The 4,599-nt window shown below is 58.0% G+C and carries 4 protein-coding genes and 1 pseudogene; 3 read left to right on the forward strand and 2 right to left on the reverse strand.

The window, feature by feature from the left end; genetic code table 11:
• Positions 1-988 (forward strand): annotated as a pseudogene (locus ACI38B_RS02385) (ATP-dependent DNA helicase); the annotation flags it as partial.
• 9 nt (positions 989-997) lie between these two features.
• Positions 998-2,227: a phosphoglycerate dehydrogenase gene (serA, locus tag ACI38B_RS02390; RefSeq protein ID WP_439729373.1), complete on the forward strand. Its 1,230-nt coding sequence runs from the start codon at positions 998-1,000 to the stop codon at positions 2,225-2,227.
• Between the two features lie 392 nt (positions 2,228-2,619).
• On the opposite strand, the gene nrdR is transcribed toward serA, so the two are convergent.
• A complete protein-coding gene (gene nrdR / locus ACI38B_RS02395; RefSeq protein ID WP_439729378.1) occupies positions 2,620-3,090 on the reverse strand; it encodes a transcriptional regulator NrdR in 471 nt (156 codons plus the stop codon).
• An 85-nt stretch (positions 3,091-3,175) separates the two neighbouring features.
• On the reverse strand, positions 3,176-3,583 hold the full coding sequence (locus ACI38B_RS02400) for a LysM peptidoglycan-binding domain-containing protein (protein ID WP_439729374.1): 408 nt from the start codon (positions 3,581-3,583) through the stop codon (positions 3,176-3,178).
• 261 nt (positions 3,584-3,844) lie between these two features.
• On the opposite strand from ACI38B_RS02400, the gene lexA reads away from it, so the two are divergent.
• A complete protein-coding gene (lexA, locus tag ACI38B_RS02405) occupies positions 3,845-4,594 on the forward strand; it encodes a transcriptional repressor LexA (RefSeq protein WP_439729375.1) in 750 nt (249 codons plus the stop codon).
• Positions 4,595-4,599: the final 5 nt, after the last annotated feature.

Consider the following 4,599-nt stretch of genomic DNA (forward strand, 5'->3'; position numbering starts at 1 on the left):
AGGCTCGCCGCTGACCCGTTCCGACATCCCTCTGCTCGACGAGGCGTTGGAGCTGCTCGGCCCCGACCCCCGCCAAGCCGCACGACAGGCGGCGCAGGACGCCAAGCGAGCCGAAGAGGAACAGTTCGCCAGCGATACGCTCGCACAGGCCGGAATCGGCACAGGTATTGTCACTTCGCAAATGCTGCTTGACAACATCAACGGCGGCGACGACGAACTCATCGCCCAGCATGCGGCGGCCGACCGTGAATGGACCTACGGGCATATCGTCGTCGATGAGGCGCAGGAACTGACCGCCATGGATTGGCGGATGCTCATCAGACGCTGCCCGTCTCGTTCGTTTACGATCGTCGGAGATGTCGCGCAGACCTCTGCGCTCGGTGGCACACGCTCGTGGGCGAAAACCATGGACCGGTTGTTCGGGCCTGATCATTGGGATCTCAACGAATTAACCATCGATTATCGCAATCCGCAGGAGGTCTCCGACTTGGCCTCTGATTTCGCCCAACGGGAAGGCCTGTATGTCTCGACGGTCAAGGCCGTGCGGCATGTCGACGATTCCGTCCGGCGCGTTGTTGTGCATTCCGATGCCGAGCTCAACGCCGATGTCGCCTCGCGCACGCTCGGCCTGGTCAAGGAATTCATCAGCGATGACGGCACCGGACGCATCGCGGTCATTTGCTCCCCCGAGCGTCTTCCCGCCATGCAATCGACGGTCGACGACGCGTTGCGCGACGGGTTGCCCGAACAACGCTACAAGCGACTTGCGGAGCAAAGCAGTTGGGATCGACAGGTCATGGTGTGCACCACCGAGGAAGTCAAGGGCCTGGAATTCGACGCGGTCATTGTCGTCGAGCCCGGAGAAATCGAACAGACCGCGCCTTCACGACTGGTTGCCGCCGCGGATCTGTACGTGGCGATGACCCGTCCGACACAACGTCTGCTTATAGTGCGGACAGAGGATGACGAACGTCAATTGATGATTTAAGGTAGTAGTATGCCCAAAGCATTGTTATTAGAGAATATTCATCCGTTCGCGGCGCAATCGCTGCGAGACCACGGTTTTGAAGTGGAAACGCTCAAGGGCGCTCTGAGCGAGGATGAGCTCATCGACGCGCTCGACGGTGTTGATTTGCTGGGCATTCGCTCCAAGACGAATGTCACGCGCAAGGTGATCGACGCCCGTCCCGACCTGACCGCCATCGGCTGCTTCTGCATCGGCACGAACCAGGTCGACCTCGACTACGCGGGCAAGCGCGGCATCGCCGTGTTCAACGCGCCGTACTCGAATACCCGTTCCGTGGTGGAACTGGTCATCTGCGATATCATCTGTCTGATGCGCCGTATCCCCGCACACACGCACCATATGAAGCACGGCGTGTGGGACAAGTCCGCAAGCGGTTCCCACGAGGTGCGTGGCAAGACGCTCGGCATCATCGGCTACGGCAATATCGGCTCCCAGCTTTCGGTTCTCGCCGAGGCCATGGGCATGCGCGTACTGTTCTACGATCTTGAGGAGAAGCTCGCGATGGGCAACGCCAAGCGCATGTCGAGCCTCAATGAGCTCCTTGAGCAGTCCGATGCCGTGACGCTGCATGTGGACGGGCGCAAGTCGAACACTGGCTTCTTCGGTGAGGAACAGTTCTCCCACATGAAGCAGGGCGCTATTTTCATCAACTTGTCTCGCGGTTTTGTCGCGGATTTGGACGCGCTCAAGCGCCATCTGGATTCCGGGCATATCTCCGGTGCGGCCGTTGACGTGTTCCCGGTCGAGCCTAAGAAGAGCGGTGATGCGTTCACCACCCCGCTGGCTGACGAGGACAATATGATCCTGACACCGCATATCGGCGGCTCCACGCTCGAAGCGCAGGAATCCATCGGCCATTTCGTGTCGCAGCGTCTGGAAGACTACTGGTTCAAGGGTTCCGCTGCACTGTCCGTGAACTTCCCACAGCTCAACCTCGGCAACAACCGCGGCGTCGCACGCATCGCGCATCTTCATGCCAATCTGCCTGGCGTGCTGGGCAAGATGAACCACATCCTCGGTGAGGAGAACATCAACATCTCCGCACAGTCCCTCGGCACCGAAGGTGAGTTGGGATATGTGGTCACCGATGTCGCCGAAGTCCCCGACCAGGCGACTATTGACGCGCTGAGCCATATCGAAGGAACGATTCGCATGCGTGTCCTCACCGACGACAACACGGTTGAAGACACTGAACGCTGATGCACGTGACGCGCCAGGGATGCGGATGCTGATGCGTCCGTAGCGCGTTCGTTAACTTCTCGCTAGATGCGCCGTGAAGTGCTGGTATAAGAGCTCTTCACGGCGTTTCTTGTAGGTGCGTGCAGGTGCTTGAAGTCTGCTTGCAGTGTGCTTGCAGATATCGTTCCCCGAGAGGCTCTCTGGGTGGATCCGCGGGGTCGCTGTATGTCAACCGATGCTCACGTTTGAGCCAGCGGTATTCAGCTGATATCACAACCGGTCAGGCTCCGATGGAGTCTGACCGGTTTCTTATATGGGTCTGCACCGTCACGCGTCAACGTGTCATGCCTGATTGAGAACGACGGAATGCCTGTTGCCTGCAATAGCGACCATACCAATCCGCCGACGCATGGTCAGTGAACGTCGTTAAGCTCCTTGGCTTTGCTGGCGTTCAGCTCATCGATGGCATGCTGGAAGTCCTGCAGGTTCTCAAAGTTCTGATACACACTGGCGAACCTCATGTACGCGACTTCATCCAAATCGCGCAACGGTTTGAGAATTGCCTTGCCCACCTCGTCTGATTTAACCGTCGCCAGACCGCGGGACCGCAGGTCTTCCTCTACACGCTGACCGAGCATCTTGAGCTGATCCTCGTCAATCGGGCGCCCTTGACAGGCTTTACGCACACCGTTGACTACCTTGTTGCGGTCGAACGGCTCCACATTGCCCGAGCGTTTCTGCACCAGAAGCATCGTGGTTTCCACCGTGGTGAAGCGTCTGCCGCATTTGAGGCATTCACGACGACGACGAATGGAATGACCGTCCTCGTTGATACGGGTGTCGACCACCTTGGTTTCAGGATTCTGGCAAAACGGGCAATGCATACCTTCAACCATAGTCGACAGCCCCAACTTGCCGTTCTCACTTGTCAACCAGTGACCGGTATCAACTCGAACTTGCCAGCCATCGTCAGTCAATGGGCACCACAATTGATTCCCCCGGTTTGAGACCAGTGGATTGCAAATTGTTGAGCCTGACGATTTCATCAACCTTCTGGTTCACGTCACCGCCAGCAGGCGTCACCTCCTGTGCATATTGCCACAGGGTATCCCCCGCTTGCACCTGGTAAGTTACGGTTTGCACCGGGGTCGCCGATTCCGCTGTCCGCGGTTCTAGCATGCCCCACCCGAACACCACTGCAATCGCCAACAAAGCGACAATCAAACCCTTCGACAACACAGACCGACTGTTCGCTACAGCGATAGCAGACTCTCGTGCAGTTCCGCGCCGATGCAGCACACCAACCCCCTCGCCTGGGCGCGTCCGAACAGCGCGATAGCCAACAGAACCAATCCCCATATACTCCTGAGCTCGCATACCTCTCCGCCTTCCCGTGCGTTATGCCTCATGCGTCATGACTGATCCGCAATACCAGCCATGCGCATGTACCAGCTGTCTTGCGACCCGCGCCGCCACACGGCGACATTGCGATCACCCGCAACCCTTCGAACATATGTTCTATCGAACAGGTGTTCTAATTATGACACAGACGTTCGAAGTTGACAAGTGGCGTGTCGAACATTTGTTTGATTTTTCCCGCAGGCTCGGTTATGCTAGTGGAGAACGAAAGGATTTGATGTGGGCACCATCGCATTCCCGTCTAGGCATGAAGACGAGCACAGCCAGCAATCATCGGCGTTGAGCAACCGCCAACGCCAGGTGCTGGACGCCATCCGCACTCATGTCGCTCAACACGGCTATGCCCCGTCATTCCGAGAAATCGGCGATTTGGTAGGTCTGAAAAGCCCGTCATCGGTCAAACACCAGTTGCAGGTGCTCGCCGACCGCGGCTATATCCGCATCGGCGCAAAAAAAGGCCGAGCCATAGAGCTCGTCGAGGATCAGTCCATTACAGCGCCATCCGTTCCATCCGAATCCGTGCATCAACAGTCCGCGCAGATTTTCCCCTTCCCCGCGGCGGCAGCATCCACAGACGATCAGGAATCCATTCTTGAGTCGCGCGATGTACCCCTTGTGGGCAGGATTGCAGCAGGCACTCCGATTACCGCCCAGCAGCACATCGAAGACGTCATGAGGCTTCCGGAGCGACTCACTGGCACGGGCAATCTTTTCATGCTCGAAGTCCACGGGGATTCCATGGTTGACGCGGCCATCTGCGACGGCGATTTCGTGGTTGTGCGCGAACAGCAGAGCGCCGAAAACGGAGACATCGTCGCGGCGCTGCTCGATGACGAAGCCACCGTGAAAACCTTCCGCAAGGAGCACGGCCACGTGTGGCTCATCCCCCACAACCCCGCATACTCCCCGATCGACGGCACCCATGCGCAAATCATGGGCAAAGTAGTCACCGTTCTGCGCAAGATCTAAGTCTG

The organism is Bifidobacterium sp., assembly GCF_051876855.1.
In the GTDB taxonomy this organism is placed as follows: Bacteria; Actinomycetota; Actinomycetes; order Actinomycetales; family Bifidobacteriaceae; genus Bifidobacterium.